We start from the raw sequence: 17,061 nt of genomic DNA, 5'->3' as shown, positions 1-17,061 counted from the left end.
CAGACTGATGACAAACTCTAATTTGTTGTATCCAATTAACGGACGCCAGCGTGGCGTCCCTACATAACAAAATAAAATCTGTTATTTTTCAATTGGTTATAACTTTTCTTGTAGGGACGCCACGCTGGCGTCCGAATGAAAAAAGACTTTGTCAATAATCTGAATTATTTTATATTTATTTTTCTGCCAGTGCCGTTAAGTTTTCCGCTCCATTTGTACGCATAACGACATTATCTTCAGTACGAATACCACCAAATTGCTTAAAGTAATCAATTTTCTCCCAATTAAAGAACCTTGCAAGCGGTGCGTTTCGCCAAGGATTTAGCAACATCTCAATAAAATAGAACCCTGGCTCAATGGTGAGAACCATTCCTTCAGCAAGATCACGAGTACAACGCAAACTTGGATAAATATCTGGCGGCGCTTTATGTGTTCCACGCTGATTTTGTTGAAAACCAGCCACATCGTGTACTTGCAAGCCAAGCTGATGCCCTAAGCCGTGAGGGAAGAAAATACGACTAATCCCTTCCTCAAAAATTTGCTCGGCTGGCAATTTCACAAAATCAAATTCACGCAACATTTGCGAAATCCATTGGTGCATTTGAGTGTGATAACTCAAGTAGTTAATCCCCACTTGCAAATCATCAATAGTTGCCAATTTAAATTGCTCCATTTGAGCCACTAGCTGAGCAAATTCGCTTTGTGGATCGTAAGCATAGCTACGGGTAATATCTGACGCATAACCACAACACATTGTGCCTGCATCAAGCAAGAAACTGTGGCGAGCTTTGGGTAGCTGAGTATCTAAACGAGTATAATGCAACACCGCACTGTTTTGGTTAATCGCGACAATGTTGCCATAAGGGACGTTATTATCCGATTGTTCTGTCGCTTGCAGATAAGCGAGATTGATTTCAAACTCACTTTTCCCTGCAAAAAAGGCATCTTTCGCCGCTAAATGCCCCTTAATTGCACTAAATTGAGCTTGAGCAATACATTCAATTTCAAATTCTGTTTTGATCGAACGCTCAAAATGCAGTACATTTAGCACCTTTTTCGGATTGATATGCTCAAAGCCTAAACTTTCTGCCAATGCCACATCATCGCCGATAAAAGCACAATGTTGCGGTTGCATAATATATTGCTTAATTTGGCTAGGTTCAGTTAGCATTTGCCAGTCAAATTCATCGGCAAAAAATGCAGAAACTGGCGGATTAGGCACAACGTGCCAGTAATCTTGCGGTGCGTAAAAATAAACTTTCGGTTTATTTTTTCCATCAACGAAAATCCAGCTTTGTTCGGCAGTTGGGTCTGGAAAGAAATAATTAAAATGTGGGTTAATTTTAAAGGGAGCTGTTTGGTCATCTAAAAAATGATACTTCATTGCCCCTGCGTAAATCCACAAGCCATCTAAGCGAGCTAATTCTAACGCTTGTTGGACAATCTGCTGTAATCGTACAATATGTTGCGAAAATAATGTTTTCATCTTATTTCCTTATGTTAAGTGATCAAAAATAATGAACGAAATAACTATTCATCAAACCTTAGATACCTTAGGGCTACGTTGCCCTGAGCCTGTAATGCTTACCCGTAAAACGATTCGTAATATGGCTGATGGGGAAGTGCTATTTATCGTTGCTGACGACCCTGCCACCACCCGCGATATTCCGAGTTTTTGTCAATTTATGGATCATCAACTGCTACAAAGCCAAACTGCATCTGTGCCTTATCAGTACTGGATTAAAAAAGGGTTGTAGGCACTCTACTGAAAGCTAAAGCATTATTCTAAGGGCTGAACACCGCATTGTACAGGGTTTAGCCTGTAAATTTCAGCCCCCACTCTCCCCCAAAAATTGCATAATCAAACTATTAACAAACTTATTTATCGTAACGTTTCAGATTACATTCCCTCCTCGCTTATAGGAGAAGTAGCGAGCAAAGCGAGCCGAAAGGAACAAAATGTTACATTTAACAGCATTTTGAATTCGTTACCCCTCCTTACTAATTTTCCTAGTTTGAGTTTGCAAAAGCATAGCAAATTGCACACAAAAAAAACAATATATAATTAGATTTTGTTCAATTTAATTTATCTTAATAAAAAGGAAAAATTCCAATGAAAAACGTCAAAACATTACTCACCGCCTCCCTTTTGGCATTCGCTCCCCTTAGCTACGCCAATACCCCTGAACAACAGTTTCAACAAGGGTTTGAGGCTGTACAAAAGCAAGATTATCAAACCGCTTTCCGTCTCTGGCAACCCTTAGCAGAACAAGGGGATGCAGCGGCTCAATTTAATTTAGGGTTGATGTATGACAACGGACAAGGCGTCAAACAAGATAATCAGCAAGCAGTGAAATGGTATCAACAAGCCGCAGAACAAGGGTATGCAGAGGCTCAATTTAATTTAGGGGTGATGTATGCCAAGGGGCGAGGCGTCAAACAAGATTATCATCAAGCAGTGAAATAGTTTCAAAAAGCCGCAGAACAAGGGTATGCAAAGGCTCAGTTTAATTTAGGGGTGATGTATGACAACGGACAAGGCGTCAAACAAGATTATCATCAAGCAGTGAAATGGTTTCAAAAAGCCGCAGAACAAGGGTATGCAAAGGCTCAGTTTAATTTAGGGGTGATGTATGCCAAGGGACAAGGCGTCAAACAAGATTATCATCAAGCAGTGAAATGGTATCAAAAAGCCGCTGAACAAGGGAATGCAAAGGCTCAATTTAATTTAGGGGTGATGTATGACAATGGACGAGGCGTCAAACAAGATTATCATCAAGCAGTGAAATGGTTTCAAAAAGCCGCAGAACAAGGATATGCAATGGCTCAAGCTAATTTAGGGGTGATGTATAAGGTAGGACAAGGCGTCAAACAAGATGATCAGCAAGCAGTGAAATGGTTTCAAAAAGCCGCAGAACAAGGGGATGCAAAGGCTCAAGCTAATTTAGGGGTGATGTATGCCGAGGGGCGAGGTGTCAAACAAGATTATCAGCAAGCAGTGAAATGGTATCAACAAGCCGCAGAACAAGGGTATGCGGCGGCTCAATTTAATTTAGGGGTGATGTATGACAACGGACAAGGCGTCAAACAAGATTATCAGCAAGCAGTGAAATGGTTTCAAAAAGCCGCAGAACAAGGGAATGCAATAGCTCAATTTGCTTTAGGATTGATGTATAAGGAAGGAAAAGGCGTCAAACAAGATTATCAGCAAGCAGTGAAATGGTATCAAAAAGCCGCTGAACAAGGGGGTGCAGAGGCTCAACATAATTTAGGGTTGATGTATGCCAAGGGGCGAGGCGTCAAACAAGATTATCAGCAAGCAGCGAAATGGTATCAACAAGCTGCAGAACAAGGGAATGCAAAAGCTCAATATAATTTAGGGTTGATGTATGAGCAAGGACAAGGCGTCAAACAAGATTATCAGCAAGCAGCGAAATGGTATCAACAAGCTGCAGAACAAGGGAATGCAAAAGCTCAATTTATTCTTGGAGGTAGCTATGTTTTGGGGGAGGGCGTTCCACAAGATATGGCAAAGGCTAAAATGTGGTTTGGTCGAGCTTGTGATAATGGCTTGCAAGAAGGTTGTGATATGTATCGTCAATTAAATGAGGGGAAATAAGATGAGTATTGCATTACAGTGCGAATTTTGGGCTGTTGGACAAGGCTTATTTTCCAGTGGCAAAGTTTTAAGTGGTGGCAACACCGCTTTTAGTTGGGTTTATGATTGTGGGACATTATCAAAACAGAAGTATATTCACTCAGCAATAAATACCGTAAATAATACATATAATGAAATAGATTTATTAGTAATTTCACACTTTGATGATGATCATGTTAATCAATTAGATAAGCTATTTCAGAAAACAAAACCTAAATTTATCTTACTTCCTTATTGCTCGCTTTGGCAAAGAATAATGTGGTTATTTCTTAATGATATTGATCTTGAAGATGAAATGTTTAGTTTTTATTTGGATCCCGTTCAATATTTATCAAAAAATTATCCCGATATAATAAATGAAGCTACACTGCTTTTAGTTCCTTCCTATCAAAAAATTGAACATTCTACGCCAGAAGAAGCTGATAAATTGTCTTTTTCTACTTGGCATCCCGAAGATAGCTTTATTCATTCTGAAATAAAGCAATGGAAAGAAACTGTTAAAGATATTAAATTACTTGATCCAACCAGCCCAATTAATGTTAGTGGTGTAGAGTTTTTCCCTTACAATATGCCTTTAAAAAAATTTAGAAAAAAACCAAAAGATATAACAGTATTCCAACAACAAATTCTCAATATTATTGAAAATAATCCATTAGACAAATCAACTATTTCTCAATTAGAAAATTTATATAATCAAGCCTTTGGCAAAAACAGCACACAGAAGAATATTATTTCTTTATTTTTATATGTTTCAGATATCAATATAAAAAATAATGAGAAAAAAGCAGTGCTTTACTGTGGGGACGGATACTTAAATAATTTTGATCGTTTCTCTTTATTACAACAAGCTATGGGACAAACTCGTATTGATAGTATTTATTGCTTACAAGTTGCTCATCACGGGGCTGAAGGAAATCATTATAAGGGATTAGCAAGTGATATTAACTCCATATATAGTCTATTTTCAGCAAATCCAAATGACGGACGATATGGACACCCACATTCTCCAGTTTTAAGAGATTTTGCAAATCATAAACCTATCGTAACAGGAACAAGCAACAATTTTAGTTTTACAATTTAAGTAGGAAGCAATGAAAAAACATCTATCACGTTATTGATGCTCAATTTGATTTAGGATTACGTTATTACAACAGTAATGGCGTAGCACAAAATCACGCCAAAGCTATTGAATGGTACAGCAAAGCTGCTAAACAAGAACACGCTGGGGCATTAAATAATTTAGGTGTGCTTAAAGCAAATGGCTATCCTGTTGAATTCATTCATATCGGCTCTAAAGTCCTTTTTGGATCTAAAGAATTCTATGAAAAAGCCTGCCAATTAGGTAATCAAAAGGGTTGTGACAATTATAAAAGTTATCGAGGGTGGTGAGCATCAATTAGCAATTGAGCTAGATTTAAGCGGTCAGATCTGCAAAATTTTTTTGCCTATCCGACCGCTTGTTAATTAACGGCGTTCATCGTCAAAATCGTCATCTTCATCATCGAAGAATTCGCCGTCTTCACCATATTCATCTTCATCGCTGTTTGGATCTTCAAAATAAGTGCCCCAGCCTTCGTATTCCGCCCCAGCCTTTTCAATCAGTGGTAATAACTCCTTTTGTTGTGCAGTGATCAAGTCGGCATTTAATTCAATTTCGCTGACAATATCACACACAAAAATAACTTTACCATTTTCTTCTTCAATTTCTTCCGCTTCAGAAATTTCATAGCCGAGTTTGTAGGCATCAACCACTAATTTTTCTAATTTATCAAAATCGTGGTGGGCAATGTGGTGTTCAATAATATAAAGTGCCTCAGGATCTGAGCCATCAGCGAGTAAGTTTTCGATAATTTCATCGGTTGTTTGGCGTAATTCGGTTAAATCGTACATTGTTTATTCCTCTGTTGTGGCAAATACTTCTGCAAACCAAGTGTCAAGTTTATGAGCTAATTTATCAATACCAATACGGTTTAGGGCGGAATAGGCTTCTACTTGAATATCGCCTTGAAAAGGTAAAATCGCTTCTCGAACCATTTTCACTTGCTTACTTCTCGCACTTTGGCTTAGTTTATCCGCTTTGGTTAAAAGCAATAGCACAGGGAGTTCTGATGCCACCGCCCATTCGATCATTTGTTGATCGAGATCTTTGAGTGGGTGGCGAATATCCATCAAAATAACCACACCACGCAAGCAGTTTCGTTTCTGTAAATACTCGCCTAAAGCATCTTGCCATTGGCGTTTCATCTGTTCAGGTACAGCTGCGTAGCCATAACCAGGTAAATCAACGAGCTTACAGTTTGGCTCAACTTCAAATAGGTTGATAAGCTGAGTTCGCCCTGGTGTTTTTGATGTTCGAGCAAGGCTTTTTTGGTTAGTGAGTGCATTTAATGCGGTTGATTTTCCTGCATTAGAACGTCCTGCGAAAGCAATTTCTACGCCGTTATCTTCAGGTAAGTGACGAATATCAGGGGCAGAAGTTAAAAAATGGGTTTTATGATAGTTAAGTTTAATGTCTGTCATTGTTTTTCTATAAAATTACGCTGTTCATTTATTTAAACCGAATAGATTGTCCTTTGTTGCCATACTGGTTTGCTTCAGGGTTACCCGCAAATACGCCCCATTCTAATAACAACATTGTGCCAATGAATACGGGCATAAAAATGCCGAGTAACCACGCCATTGTGCCATCTGTTCCCAATGAACAGAAGTAGCATAAGATAGGGACGAGAACCATCAATAACGCTTTTCCAGAACGATTTCTGTCGTGTAAGCGTTTTGTGATGACTGCCGCCAAGCTATATGCAGATAAGAGCAATGGCAGTATGCTAATCCAGCTAAAAGCGGTTGGATTTAAGATAAAATTTGCAAATATAAACAAAAAGGCGAAGTTAATTCCAAAGCCGATCCAAAATCCTTGACGGTTAAGGCGACCTTGGAATGAAAATAAGGCGGTGTACCAACGCATTACTGCAATGCCTTTTCAATTTTCTCAAAGAGATCACGAGCCAAATTATCTAAACCTTTCAAGCGTTCTAAGCCACGACGCATTAAGGTTTGACGTTGTGCATCATAACGTGAGAGTTTAATCAATGGCTCAATAAGGCGAGCGGCAACTTGCGGATTTGTTTCATTCAGTTTAATTAACATATCCACTAAGAAACGGTAGCCAGAACCATCAATGGCGTGGAAAGCTCTTGGGTTTTGCGATGCAAAGCTACCAATTAAAGCTCGCAGGCGGTTAGGGTTCTTTAAGTTAAAGCTACGGTGGCTTAATAGCTCTTGCACTAGCTCTAATACATTGTCATCAGGGCGAGTAGCCTGTAACGCAAACCATTTATCCATTACTAAGCCATCGTGATGCCATTTTTCTTCAAAATCTGCTAATAGCTGATCACGACAAGGCAACTGTGCTTTTGTTGCGGCAGAAAGTGCCGCTAGTGTATCCGTCATATTATCTGCTTGGTGATAATGTTTGTGAACCAAGGTATTTCCAACATCAGTAAACGCTAGGTAGGATAAGCATACGTTGCGTAACGCTCGTTTTGCCATATCTTCTGCATCAACACGATAACCTGTTAATTTATTTTGGTTATAAGTTACTAAGAAACGATCTTTTAACGCTTCTGCAATTTGGTGTTGCATAAAATCGCGTACAACCGCAATACCCGCAGGGTCAATCACTTTAAAGGATTCTGCAAATTCTGTTTCTTTCGGTAGTGTTAGCGTAAGTGCGGCTAATTCAGGATCTTGATTTGCATTTTCGAGTACTAAGGTTAAGCCATCTAATAATTCAGGCGAGAAACTCATCGCTAGACCTTGTTGATGGCGAGTTAAATTAGCTTTTAATTCATTGATAAACAGTGTTTGAGCAGCGTCCCAACGAACAAAATCATTCTCAGCATATTTTAACAGTGTGCTAAGTTGCTCTGTGGTGTAGTTATAATCAATACGCACTGGGGCAGAGAAATCACAAAGTAACGCAGGTACTGGACGTTGCGGTACATTATGAAACTCAAAAGTTTGATTATCGTGAATCACATCTAACACATCACTCACTGTTAATAGCTCGTGCTGTAATTTCAGTTTTTCGCCATTTTGTCCGTAGAGTGCAATTTTCAATGGAATATGCAAATTCACTTTTTCTACTTGATCTGCTGTGGCAGGTGTCATTTGTGCAACGTGTAAACGATAGGTTTGGCGTTTCTCATCATATTCATCTGCGACTGTCAGCTCTGGCGTACCTGATTGGCTATACCAACGGCGGAACTGCTGTAAATCAATGCCAGATGCACGCTCCATTGCTGAAACAAAATCTTCGCAGGTTGCGGCTTTACCATCGTTTTCTGCCACATAAAGTTTCATTCCTTTTTGGAATTTCTCTTCGCCTAGTAAAGTGTGAATCATACGAATGACTTCCGCCCCTTTTTCATAGACGGTTACTGTATAGAAGTTATTCATTTCAATCACTTTTTCAGGGCGAATTGGGTGAGCCATCGGGCTTGCATCTTCAGCAAACTGGAAAGCACGCAAGAAACGGACATCTTCAATACGCTTTGCAGAGCGAGACCATAAGTCCGATGTAAATTCTTGATCGCGGAATACGGTTAAACCTTCTTTTAAGCTTAGTTGAAACCAATCACGACAAGTAATGCGGTTACCCGTCCAGTTGTGGAAATATTCGTGAGCAATCACGCTCTCCACATTCATATAATCTTCATCGGTTGCTGTTTGTGGGTTAGCTAAAACAAACTTAGAGTTAAAAATGTTTAACCCTTTGTTTTCCATCGCTCCCATATTGAAGAAGTCCACCGCCACGATCATATAAATATCTAAATCGTACTCTAAGCCAAAACGTTCTTCGTCCCATTTCATTGAGCGTTTTAAACTTGCCATTGCCCAACTTGCACGATCTAAATTGCCACGATCAACGTAAATTTCTAAATCAACTTCACGTCCGCTCATTGTGGTAAATTTATCTTGTAACAGATCAAAATCACCTGCAACCACCGCAAATAAATAGCTTGGTTTTAAGAATGGATCTTCCCATTCAACCCAATGACGACCATCATCTAAATCACCCTGTGCAATACGATTTCCGTTTGAAAGCAAGTATGGATATTTGCTCTTACAAGCGGTTAGTTTCGTACGATATTTTGCAAGTACATCTGGACGATCTAACATATAGGTAATTTGACGGAAACCTTCCGCTTCACACTGGGTACAAATACCATCACCTGATTGATACAGCCCTTGTAAAGACGTATTTTTAGACGGTTGTAATAATGTTTTAATTTCTAATTCAAACTGATCTGATGGGAAATTCTCTAAAGCTAAGGTTAAAGATTCATTATCTTGCTGGTAGTTTGAAAATATTTCGCCATTTAGTTTAACGGAAACTAACTGAAAACTATGACCATCTAAACGTAAACTCGTTGCTTCTGGATTTTTACGTTGTACGCTTAAACGTGATGTAACCAATGTTTCTTCAGGGTCAAGTTGAAAATCAAGATAAATATCGGTGATAGTAAAATCTGGTTGGCGATAATCTTTTCTAAATTTAGCTTTAGGTTGCATAATATTTCCTCAGATCGTTTTTAAAATAATTTTGTGTAAGTATATTGCAGTTTATCAAGAAAGTCATTGAACATTCCCAACTCCAACACATAAGCGAAATTCTACCCCTTTCTTTACCTAATAAAAAAGCGGAATTTGCAAAAAATCCCGCTTTTGTTACCGCTTATATAAACCAATTTAATAATTTCTCGCACCAAAAATCGCAGTACCAATACGCACCATTGTAGAGCCACATTCAATCGCTGTTTGCATATCGTCTGACATTCCCATTGATAAGGTATCAATATCCTTAAAATGACATTTTAGCTGTTCAAATAACGTTTGCATTTGTGCTAACGCAATACGCTGTTGTTCTGGCTCGGATTCAGGTTTTGGTATTGCCATTAAGCCACGCAATTTTAAATTCGGTAATTGGTTAATCTCAGTTGCTAATGCAAGCATTTCTGTGGGAGCAATACCTGATTTGGAATCTTCATCGCTAATGTTAATTTGTAGTAATACATTTAGGGCTGGTTTGCCAACTGGGCGTTGTTCACTTAAACGTTGAGCTATTTTTAGACGATCTATCGTCTGTACCCAATCAAAATGCTCTGCCACTAGACGCGTTTTATTCGACTGCAATGCACCGATGAAATGCCACTCCAAATCCGATTGATGAGCAAAATATTGCACCTTTTCAACCCCTTCTTGAACATAGTTTTCACCAAATGCTCGCTGCCCTGCACTAATCGCTTGCTCAATGGCAGAAATCGGCTTAGTTTTACTCACTGCAAGTAATTTCACGCTATTTTCTGGGCGTTGTGCTTGTTGAGTAAATTGTTGAATTTGCTTAGAAATTGTCGCTAGATTTTGAGAAATCGACATTCGTACCTCCAAAAAGCTATAATGTGGAATAATAAAACTCCCCCTGTTTAAAATCAAGGAAACCTTATGGAACAGCTTACAAAAATAAAATTAGTCATTACTGATGTTGATGGTGTATTAACTGACGGTAGTTTGTATTACAGTGAAAATGGTGAGGCTCTCAAATATTTTAATGTCAAAGATGGTTTAGGGATTAAAATGTTACTTGCTTGTGGTATTCAAGTTGCGGTACTTTCAGGTGGCGATACTCCCATTTTGCGTAGAAGAATTAAGGATCTAGGCATTCCACTTTTTCAATTAGGTAAGATGTCTAAAAAACAAGCCTGCTTGGAATTAATGCAACAAGCGGGGGTTTGTGCGGAAGAAACTGCATTTTTAGGTGATGATACGTTAGATCTTCCTGCCTTTGATGTTTGTGGATTAGCGGTTGCTGTTGGCGATGCCTTTGATTATATCAAGCAACAAGCCGATCTTGTTTTAACTCGTAAAGGGGGGCATTCAGCCTTTCGAGAACTTTCTGATATGATTTTAAAGGCTCAGGGTAAAGAAGAAGTTTATGCTTCTGCAGATGGCTTTATGAAAGTTGTAGAGCAAATGGCACAATAATAGATACCAACAAGGTCAATAAGCGGTAAGATTTCACAAATTATTTACCAAATTTGCTCATCTGTTCCGCCAATTTAATGCTTTTAATAATTTCTCGGCGATCAAGCGATTGATTTTCACTATCTAAGGCTCTTTCCCAATAAGTAATCGCTTGTTGGGGATTATTATGTAAAAAAGCATCTGAAGCCAATAATAGCAAGCTGGCACTCTCTTGTGGATCAATTGTTAGTGCCTGCTCAATCCACTCTTGTGCCTGTTCGGTAATCTTTTGTTTATGTAAATAATAATCTGCCGTTGCCATTGCACCTAGCAGGCTTGCTTTTTTTCCTAGAATGCCAGACGCATTATGAAAACAGACTAACGCCGACTCAAAATCATTATTTAGTGAATAGGCTTGCCCTAATTCAAACCATAAATCCCCATTATTTCGGCTTTCACGCAGTTGATTTTGTAAATTCACAATATAGTGATGATTACGTTGTTGGCTATCTTCGTCAGATTTTTGTTGCTGAAACTGGGTAAATGCTTGCTCGCCTTCAACTACCTGCTGATAACGCCCAGTTTGTCCATAAAATCCTCCTGCGATAATTACCCATACTCCTAACAGCACAATTTTTTGCCAAGTAAGCGGTAACTTTGAGCTATTTTTTTGCAAATAAGATTGAGCGAGATCATTCTGCTCAAACGCTTTGCGATCAGCAATTTCTTGTAAATAATCTTCTCGATCTTTTTCTGTTGCAAAATTTTCAGCAAATCTTACCGCTTGTTGATAGTAATCTGCATTGAGTTGTTTACGCTGGGTCATTGTTTTTTCTCTTCACTCGCCAAATAATCCCGACTGCCATTACAAGCAAAATTGCAAAAGGCGTTGCCCACAATAACCAAGTTTGTGGCTTTATTGGAGGGTTGTAATTAACAAAATCGCCAAAACGATCGGTCATAATGCGGATAATATCTTGATCACTTTTCCCTTGGTTTACCATTTCATAAACTTCAATTCGCAACTTATAGGCTTGTGTTGCATTGGATTCAAGTAGATTTTGATTTTGGCATTGGGGGCAACGGAGTGATTTTGCTAAAGCAATCGCTCTTACACGTTGCTGTTCCGATTGAAACTGAAAGGTATCGACCATTTCCGCCCAAGATGGCGTATTCCAACTAAAGATAAGCCACAAAATGATGAAATACCGTTTCACTATTGTTCCGCCTTTAATTGATTTAATCGTGGCATAAAATCTTGCTCAAAATGAGGGTTATAGCCTTTTTGCTGATAGCGAATCACACCATTTTTATCAATGAGATAACTTGTTGGTGCTGAGGAAATATTTAAGGTTTGATTCAGCACATTATGCTGAGCATCATCAATAACAAACAAAAATGGGTTTCCCCAACGTTGTAAGGCTTGTTTAGCATCATCAGGGCGATCAACATAAGTTAAACCGACAATTTTTACCCCTTGCTGTTGCATTGAAAGCAATATTGGAAACTCTTTAATACACCAAGTACACCAACTAGCCCAAACATTCAAGATAAAAGGTTCTTTCGGCAAACTCTCTTTATGTAACGTTGCATTCACATCGAGCAGACTTCTCGCCATAAATTCAGGAAATGGTTTACCTTGCCAATTTTCACTGGGCGGAATATTATCGCTACTCTTTAATTGCATAACGAGGAAAAGTACAACAGCTAACAATAAGATAAGCGGTAAGAAAAGTAGTATTTTTTTCATTTTATCTTTCTCTCTCTTAATCCAAATACAGCCAATAGTGAAGCAATAACCATCAATACCCCCCCTAACCATAAAGCACGAACATAAGGCTTATAGTGTAAGCGAAAGGCGTACTCTTTGTTGCCGAACTTATCGCCCATTACAATGTAAATATCATCTAATCCATAATGAATCAGCCCGACTTCAACCATTGTCATTGTACGAATATCATAATAACGGCGTTCTGCTGTTGTCGTGGCGAGATATTTATCACCATCATACAAATGGAAGAGCGACTGCTCTGCTGTATAATTTTGTCCAAGTTCATTGTAATGTTGAGCATATTCAAACCAAAAGCCAGCCAATTCTGTTCGTTCCGTTGGTTTTAAGCGAACGCCAATTTCATCACCATAGTAGCTATTCATCATTGCCCCAATCACACAAATTGCAAAACCGATATGTGCAAGTCGCATTGCAAGCGGTCGGATTTGCCACATAAATTGCCGATAAGGTAAATGGGTTAGGATAACCCAGATCGCTAAACTGATAAAAATAAGGGGAAGCCAGTCAATTTGGAAAATGTTGTGGCGATCTAATACGCTATAAATGAGTCCTAAAGCAAGTGATATTGCAATAGGAATTAGCAACAGCTGGGCGATAATCTGTTTATTCGAACATTGTTTCCAACGTAAAATCGTTGCGAATGCCATTATAACAAGCAGACATAAGGCTAATGGAGCAAAGATACTATTAAAATAAGGTGCTCCGACCGAAATAGCTCCCCAACCCATTGCACTAAAGATCATTGGATAAAATGTGCCTAATATCACCACACAAGTCGCTAATACAAACAGGCTATTTAAGACAAGTAAGGCTGTTTCTTTTGACAGCCATTTAAACCGTACATTACCTTGCCATAAATTGACTTTGAAGGCGAAAAGTGCCAATGCAATAAAGCTCAAACTGAAAAAAAGACTTAAAATGGCAATACCACGATCAGCATCAACAGCAAAGGCGTGAACGGAAGTCAGCACGCCTGATCGGACAATAAAAGTGCCTAATAAGCTCAAGGCAAAAGCAAAAATTGCGAGTAGAATCGTCCAATAGCTAAAAATACCGCGTTGTTCGCTAACAATTAAACTATGAATTAAAGCAGTTCCAAGTAACCAAGGCATTAGTGAGGCATTTTCAACAGGATCCCAAAACCACCAGCCCCCCCAGCCTAATTCATAGTACGCCCACCAAGCACCAAGCACGATACCTGCAGTTAAAAATCCCCAAGCGATAATTGTCCAAGGTCGGATCCAACGAGCGATAGCAAAATCAAATACGCCACCCAGCAACATTGCGACTGTCATTGCAAAAGAAACTGCAAAACCAACATAGCCTAAGTAAAGTAAAGGCGGGTGAAAGATCAATCCAATATCTTGTAACATAGGATTGAGATCTCGTCCTTCTGGTGGGGGAGGAAAACTACGTTCAAAAGGGTTTGAAATCAATAAAATAAACAGGGCAAAGCCAAAAATAATCAAAGCGAGAACAGCGAGGGTGCGATTGGCAAATAAGCGGTCAGTTTTCAACGAAAAAAGGCAAAAAACACCACTCCAAAAGCAAAGAGCGGTTAGCCAAAATAACATTGAACCTTCGTGTCCACCCCAAGTGGCTGAAAATTTAAAAAAAGTCGGTAATTGACTGTTAGAATGGCTTGCAACATAACTCACACTAAAATCATCACCAATAAAAGCATGAGCTAACGCAGAAAAACAGATACAGCCAAGTAGTGATTGAGTAAGGGTTAGAAAAGAGTTATAAGCTAACCATTTTGGTTGCTGACGAATTTCCCCCCAAACTGAAAACATTACTTGTGTTGCGGAGATGCCCACTAATAAAATTAAACAAAAATAACCCAATTCAGGGATCATAATTTATCCATAAACTTGCAAAAAATCGGTTTATTCTAACCGCTTGTCGCAGACAAAAAAAGTAAGATTATCGTTCTGTTTGATCTAAACTAATTCTTAACAGACTTCAGTTTCTCAAGATAATCCCGATGCTGTTTACTCTGGAAAGGAACTATAATCAAGTTCCCTGATAGCTCAAGTAATTGATAGAATTGTGGGTAATTAAAGCTTTCTAAATAATGGCTATTTTGTGAAGATTCATCTTCTGCATATAAGCGGCTAATTTGCTTGATTTTGTCTTCTTTTTCCCCAACACATTCAGGGTAAATTTCTACTTTGTTTTTCTTATCCAGCACATAGACGTTAAATTCCCCTGTTGGTAAATCTTCAAAGAAGAACTGTAAAAAACCTTCACTTGCAAAACTATAAATCTCTTTTGGTACTGTGAATGCTTTTGGGAATTCAGCTACCTGCGGTTGTTCAGTTTCTGTAATCAGCTCTTTTAATTCAATCCGCTTACCAAAAACCAGTTGCCATTTTTTACCTGCTAGATTAAATGTGTCTGCTTGCTTACTCGAAATTCCTCCTGTCTGCACCGTAATACAACGATTTACTAACCCCATCACGAATTTCTGCAATTCATTACGCAATTGAGCACTGTAACAAAATACATTTACTGATTGTGGCGGTGCTGAACTACGGTAAATTTTATTTGAAATCAGTTTAAGTGCTTTTAAGATAGAATCGTGTCCTTCAATATGTTGCGTGATTATTTCATTCCACATATTGCGATAAATAATACTGATACTACCGATAATCCCTTCTTCTGATGATCCTAGATTAAATAAGCTAAGTTGGGAAAGATCAGGTCGATTACTCATTTCACGAGTGGGATCTTTGGTCAGATTAACTGCGACAATTAAATTACGAATTTCATTTGGATGATAAAGGTCACTTTCTTTAACAATCGGGGATTTCGCAGGGAAAGAAAGACGTAGGTCCGCAATAAATTGGCGTAATTTAGCTAGGCTAACGGTTTGGCTGACTAAATGCAGTTGGGTATTCACTGTGACAATGCCATTAAAATATGCCCAAGCTACTAGTTTATTTAGGCTCTTATGATATTGCACATAACGCTTAGTTGAATCATAAGCACTAAGTGGAGCGTGATTGATCATATACCAACCTGTTTTTGCAGAACAATGTTCTGCAACCTCAACAAAAGTAACTTCATTTTCAGATAAATTACTCGCAATCTTTTCATTGATAAGAGTAATTTTACCAGGTAATACCTCAAATACAGAGTAGAGCTTACGCATTAACAAATCAGTATCTTGTGGCATAATGCTTGGATCTATCTGGAATTTGCGGGCAAAATTGATTAAATTCCGATAACTCTGCAAAAATTGTTCGACTAGCATCTGTTGGTGACGCATTGCTTGCTTAACTTTCCAATGCGATTTCATTTCCAGTAGATGAAATTCTGTCTCACTCCACCCCCACGTTGTAGCCAAAGCATTGAGTTCTTGCTTTTTCCAACTATCAAGCTGCCCTTCACTTGATTTAATATAAAAGCAATAACGTAAACACTCTAAACGTGTCAATTCTTGACGTTTAGTTAAATAATCCGTAACTTGCTCAAGCATTGCGATATAAGGGTCGAAATGGTAATTCAACGCTTTATTTGAATGTAATAACGCTTTAAATTTTTTAGAGATCAGAAAGGTTTCAGGGTAAGTTTCAGAATAACTCTCAAGTAGTAAAATTTTAATTGCAGATTTGTAAGGATAATCAATGCCTTTATAAAGTTGCCATAAACTCGCCCCAAAATATTCTCCTAAAGGTAATTCGGAGAAATCACCAAAATCAAGCCATTCATCTAAACAAATTAAATTATTACTGACTGCATTAGCTACTGCTGTTTGATAGTTTTCACATTCATCAGATAAATGTAACCACAAGACACGTTTTCCACCTAAACGAATAGCAGAGCGATAAAATTCATCTAATAAAAAGTAATGCTGTGCTGAACCGCAGTGTTCTGCAGTTACTTCACTATCGTATTTATGTGAACGAAACTCCTCTGGGTTCATTAGGTAGAAATTGACATCAACACCTTGTTCTTTTGCCCATAGTTCTATTTTATGTAATTTTTTTTCTAAATAATAACGCTCATCTTCTGAAAATTTTTTTGAATGGCAGAGCCAGAAATCTAAATCAGATAAGGTAGTTTGGGTAATTGAGCCTAAACTGCCCATCGCATATAGACCATCAAAATCAAAGTGTTCAATGCTATGTAGTTGAATACCAGCTAAATAAGCCAATTGCATCTCATTTGGTTCAAATTGATAAATGCCACAAGGAGCATTTTCGGTATAAGATGCAAGCGAAGGGTGGTTATAGTGAAGTAAAAGCGGTACAAACGTAAATACACGCTGAAAAGCATCATTTGAATTATTCAATGCTCTTTTGATTCGGAATTGATCAAGCTGATCAATACGCTGAATAGTTTCTGATAACGAAATAAGAGAACAATTTGTTAAATCAATCTGCTCTAAAAAAAGTTCTCTCATTCCATTAACCTTACAAAAAAGAGATTAATTTACCATTTAAAACAGGAAAGTAAAGCGTTCTAGATAGCTAATCATAATTTATTACAAAAATGTTAATATTTTTATCTGTCATTATGTCTAGTAATTATACTCCATTACCTAGTATTTACCTGTAAATGCAAAAAACCGCAAGCTATC

At 38.2% G+C, this 17,061-nt stretch carries 16 protein-coding genes and 1 pseudogene; 6 read left to right on the top strand and 11 right to left on the bottom strand.

Annotation, left to right across the window (positions count from 1 at the left end):
• Nucleotides 1–175: 175 nt before the first annotated feature.
• Nucleotides 176–1,486, bottom strand: coding sequence for a Xaa-Pro dipeptidase (gene pepQ, locus A1D25_RS01270; protein ID WP_157393914.1), 1,311 nt, complete (start codon nucleotides 1,484–1,486; stop codon nucleotides 176–178).
• A 31-nt stretch (nucleotides 1,487–1,517) separates the two neighbouring features.
• Between pepQ and tusA the strand changes: the two genes are divergently transcribed.
• The 5 genes and pseudogenes from tusA (at nucleotide 1,518) to A1D25_RS11230 (ending at nucleotide 5,047) form a co-directional block, all read left to right on the top strand.
• On the top strand, nucleotides 1,518–1,757 hold the full coding sequence (tusA, locus tag A1D25_RS01265; RefSeq protein ID WP_157393913.1) for a sulfurtransferase TusA: 240 nt from the start codon (nucleotides 1,518–1,520) through the stop codon (nucleotides 1,755–1,757).
• Nucleotides 1,758–2,113: 356 nt separating this feature from the next.
• Nucleotides 2,114–2,806 (top strand): annotated as a pseudogene (locus tag A1D25_RS11235) (tetratricopeptide repeat protein); the annotation flags it as partial.
• Nucleotides 2,807–2,821: 15 nt separating this feature from the next.
• Nucleotides 2,822–3,619: a tetratricopeptide repeat protein gene (locus A1D25_RS01260; RefSeq protein ID WP_275895796.1), complete on the top strand. Its 798-nt coding sequence runs from the start codon at nucleotides 2,822–2,824 to the stop codon at nucleotides 3,617–3,619.
• 1 nt (nucleotide 3,620) lies between these two features.
• Nucleotides 3,621–4,739 (top strand): ComEC/Rec2 family competence protein, encoded by a 1,119-nt coding sequence (locus A1D25_RS01255; RefSeq protein WP_157393912.1) that lies wholly within the window; start codon nucleotides 3,621–3,623, stop codon nucleotides 4,737–4,739.
• 20 nt (nucleotides 4,740–4,759) lie between these two features.
• Nucleotides 4,760–5,047 carry a tetratricopeptide repeat protein gene (locus tag A1D25_RS11230; RefSeq protein WP_162853260.1) on the top strand — a complete coding sequence of 96 codons (288 nt, stop codon included), beginning with the start codon at nucleotides 4,760–4,762 and terminating at the stop codon, nucleotides 5,045–5,047.
• Between the two features lie 75 nt (nucleotides 5,048–5,122).
• Here A1D25_RS11230 and rraB read toward each other — a convergent pair whose 3' ends face one another.
• The 5 genes from rraB to A1D25_RS01225 form a co-directional block, all read right to left on the bottom strand.
• Nucleotides 5,123–5,548, bottom strand: a complete 426-nt coding sequence (gene rraB, locus A1D25_RS01245; protein ID WP_157393910.1) for a ribonuclease E inhibitor RraB — start codon at nucleotides 5,546–5,548, stop codon at nucleotides 5,123–5,125.
• Between the two features lie 3 nt (nucleotides 5,549–5,551).
• Entirely contained in the window at nucleotides 5,552–6,178 is a 627-nt protein-coding gene (gene yihA, locus A1D25_RS01240) for a ribosome biogenesis GTP-binding protein YihA/YsxC (protein WP_157393909.1), read from the bottom strand.
• A 28-nt stretch (nucleotides 6,179–6,206) separates the two neighbouring features.
• Nucleotides 6,207–6,623, bottom strand: a complete 417-nt coding sequence (locus A1D25_RS01235) for a DUF805 domain-containing protein (protein WP_157393908.1) — start codon at nucleotides 6,621–6,623, stop codon at nucleotides 6,207–6,209.
• Nucleotides 6,623–9,232: an aminopeptidase N gene (gene pepN, locus A1D25_RS01230; RefSeq protein ID WP_157393907.1), complete on the bottom strand. Its 2,610-nt coding sequence runs from the start codon at nucleotides 9,230–9,232 to the stop codon at nucleotides 6,623–6,625. The genes A1D25_RS01235 and pepN overlap by 1 nt, the downstream gene beginning before the upstream one ends.
• 177 nt (nucleotides 9,233–9,409) lie before the next feature.
• Nucleotides 9,410–10,096, bottom strand: a complete 687-nt coding sequence (locus tag A1D25_RS01225; protein WP_157393906.1) for a YggS family pyridoxal phosphate-dependent enzyme — start codon at nucleotides 10,094–10,096, stop codon at nucleotides 9,410–9,412.
• 66 nt (nucleotides 10,097–10,162) lie between these two features.
• Between A1D25_RS01225 and A1D25_RS01220 the strand changes: the two genes are divergently transcribed.
• Entirely contained in the window at nucleotides 10,163–10,702 is a 540-nt protein-coding gene (locus A1D25_RS01220) for a KdsC family phosphatase (RefSeq protein WP_157393905.1), read from the top strand.
• A gap of 40 nt (nucleotides 10,703–10,742) precedes the next feature.
• On the opposite strand, the gene A1D25_RS01215 is transcribed toward A1D25_RS01220, so the two are convergent.
• The 5 genes from A1D25_RS01215 to A1D25_RS01195 form a co-directional block, all read right to left on the bottom strand.
• On the bottom strand, nucleotides 10,743–11,507 hold the full coding sequence (locus A1D25_RS01215) for a TPR domain-containing protein (protein WP_157393904.1): 765 nt from the start codon (nucleotides 11,505–11,507) through the stop codon (nucleotides 10,743–10,745).
• Nucleotides 11,494–11,901 (bottom strand): heme lyase NrfEFG subunit NrfF, encoded by a 408-nt coding sequence (gene nrfF, locus A1D25_RS01210; RefSeq protein ID WP_240327078.1) that lies wholly within the window; start codon nucleotides 11,899–11,901, stop codon nucleotides 11,494–11,496. The genes A1D25_RS01215 and nrfF overlap by 14 nt, the downstream gene beginning before the upstream one ends.
• Nucleotides 11,898–12,431, bottom strand: coding sequence for a redoxin family protein (locus A1D25_RS01205; RefSeq protein ID WP_157393902.1), 534 nt, complete (start codon nucleotides 12,429–12,431; stop codon nucleotides 11,898–11,900). The genes nrfF and A1D25_RS01205 overlap by 4 nt, the downstream gene beginning before the upstream one ends.
• A complete protein-coding gene (locus A1D25_RS01200) occupies nucleotides 12,428–14,332 on the bottom strand; it encodes a heme lyase CcmF/NrfE family subunit (protein WP_157393901.1) in 1,905 nt (634 codons plus the stop codon). Before A1D25_RS01200 ends, A1D25_RS01205 begins: the two co-directional genes overlap by 4 nt.
• Nucleotides 14,333–14,421: 89 nt before the next feature.
• On the bottom strand, nucleotides 14,422–16,884 hold the full coding sequence (locus A1D25_RS01195; RefSeq protein ID WP_157393900.1) for a class I adenylate cyclase: 2,463 nt from the start codon (nucleotides 16,882–16,884) through the stop codon (nucleotides 14,422–14,424).
• Between the last annotated feature and the right edge of the window lie 177 nt (nucleotides 16,885–17,061).

This window comes from Ursidibacter arcticus (assembly GCF_009761375.1).
GTDB lineage: Bacteria > Pseudomonadota > Gammaproteobacteria > Enterobacterales > Pasteurellaceae > Ursidibacter > Ursidibacter arcticus.
This window is presented reverse-complemented; position numbering and strand designations above follow the sequence as displayed.

Bases quoted from the DNA above. Each gene is read 5' to 3' on its own strand.
- A1D25_RS01260 (WP_275895796.1), top strand. From the start codon at position 2,822: ATGGCTCAAGCTAATTTAGGGGTGATGTATAAGGTAGGACAAGGCGTC.
- A1D25_RS01255 (WP_157393912.1), top strand. From the start codon at position 3,621: ATGAGTATTGCATTACAGTGCGAATTTTGGGCTGTTGGACAAGGCTTA.
- yihA (WP_157393909.1), bottom strand. From the start codon at position 6,178: ATGACAGACATTAAACTTAACTATCATAAAACCCATTTTTTAACTTCT.
- A1D25_RS01205 (WP_157393902.1), bottom strand. From the start codon at position 12,431: ATGAAAAAAATACTACTTTTCTTACCGCTTATCTTATTGTTAGCTGTT.
- A1D25_RS01225 (WP_157393906.1), bottom strand. From the start codon at position 10,096: ATGTCGATTTCTCAAAATCTAGCGACAATTTCTAAGCAAATTCAACAA.
- A1D25_RS01200 (WP_157393901.1), bottom strand. From the start codon at position 14,332: ATGATCCCTGAATTGGGTTATTTTTGTTTAATTTTATTAGTGGGCATC.
- pepQ (WP_157393914.1), bottom strand. From the start codon at position 1,486: ATGAAAACATTATTTTCGCAACATATTGTACGATTACAGCAGATTGTC.
- pepN (WP_157393907.1), bottom strand. From the start codon at position 9,232: ATGCAACCTAAAGCTAAATTTAGAAAAGATTATCGCCAACCAGATTTT.
- A1D25_RS01195 (WP_157393900.1), bottom strand. From the start codon at position 16,884: ATGAGAGAACTTTTTTTAGAGCAGATTGATTTAACAAATTGTTCTCTT.
- A1D25_RS01235 (WP_157393908.1), bottom strand. From the start codon at position 6,623: ATGCGTTGGTACACCGCCTTATTTTCATTCCAAGGTCGCCTTAACCGT.
- A1D25_RS01215 (WP_157393904.1), bottom strand. From the start codon at position 11,507: ATGACCCAGCGTAAACAACTCAATGCAGATTACTATCAACAAGCGGTA.
- rraB (WP_157393910.1), bottom strand. From the start codon at position 5,548: ATGTACGATTTAACCGAATTACGCCAAACAACCGATGAAATTATCGAA.
- tusA (WP_157393913.1), top strand. From the start codon at position 1,518: ATGAACGAAATAACTATTCATCAAACCTTAGATACCTTAGGGCTACGT.
- A1D25_RS01220 (WP_157393905.1), top strand. From the start codon at position 10,163: ATGGAACAGCTTACAAAAATAAAATTAGTCATTACTGATGTTGATGGT.